We start from the raw sequence: 953 nt of genomic DNA, 5'->3' as shown, positions 1-953 counted from the left end.
GCCAGCCGAGCGCGCCGCGCTGGGACGCCGCCTGGCGCTTCCTGCGCCGCCTGGCCCCCGACCTGCAGATCATCGGGGCCCGGACCCTGGCCGCGGCCTACCGCGAGGGCGACTGGGGCCGGCAGGGCCTGCGCCTGCCGCAGTGGCTCGAGGGGATCCTTCCCCTGGTGAGCCGGGTGGAGGCGGCCAAACAGTAGCCCGAGGCAAATTGGAAGGACGGGCCCCGCGAACGCGGGGCCCCGCTTCGTGGAGGGTCGCGCGCCCCCGATCAGAAATCCTGATACCGTAGACTACGGGCGTGGCGCAGGCGCGGCGAGCTGAAAATAACCCGCCCGGCCGCCCGCTGGGGCGTAGTCTGATTTAGCCCCCGAAAGGGGACGCTTATGGTCACACTTTGGACGGACGGGTCGGTGCTCGCGGGGGAGGCCAGCCGCTACGCGGTCTGGGCGGTGGTGCTGGGGCGCCCGGGCCAGCCCAAGCGGGCGCTGGTGGGCTGGTCCCATAAGGACGGGCACGGCTCGCCCCACGCCCTGCGCCTGCCGCCGATGGAGGGGCCGGTCCACCCGCACCGCGCCGAGCTGATCGCGGTGATCCAGGGGCTGCACCAGGCGAGGTTGGCCGGGCACCGGCGGGTGCTCCTGCGCACCGACGCCCAGAGCCTGGTGCGCGCGCTCAACTCCGACGGGCTGTACGCGCTGTCGCCGCGCCAGGAGCTCGACCTGCCGCTGTGGGCGTTGTACTACGGCTTCAAGGGGGGCTTCGAGTGGGTGCGGGTGCGCTGGGTCCGGCGCGCGCGGCTGCAGCCGATCCACGCGCTGGCCTACGGCTACGTCCACGCCCTGCGCCCGGAACGGCCGGTCCTGGCGGAACCGGCCGTGGCGGCGGGCTAGAGCTCCTGCCCCTCCTCCTCGACGTCAAAGCTGGGCAACACCGGCCGGCGCCGGCCGGCGCCG

1 protein-coding gene and 1 pseudogene are annotated in these 953 nt (G+C 74.3%); both read left to right on the top strand.

Features of this window, described 5'->3' with window-relative positions; translation table 11 throughout:
• A pseudogene (locus MEICH_RS29625) lies at nt 1–197 on the top strand (ATP-binding protein); the annotation flags it as partial.
• A gap of 186 nt (nt 198–383) precedes the next feature.
• Entirely contained in the window at nt 384–890 is a 507-nt protein-coding gene (locus tag MEICH_RS0121875) for a reverse transcriptase-like protein (RefSeq protein ID WP_084542467.1), read from the top strand.
• The last annotated feature ends 63 nt before the right edge of the window (nt 891–953 follow it).

The sequence above is a fragment of the Calidithermus chliarophilus DSM 9957 genome (genome assembly GCF_000430045.1).
GTDB classification, from domain to species: Bacteria; Deinococcota; Deinococci; order Deinococcales; family Thermaceae; genus Calidithermus; species Calidithermus chliarophilus.
The sequence above is the reverse complement of the archived record's forward strand: the minus strand, read 5'-3'. Positions and strand labels throughout refer to the sequence as shown.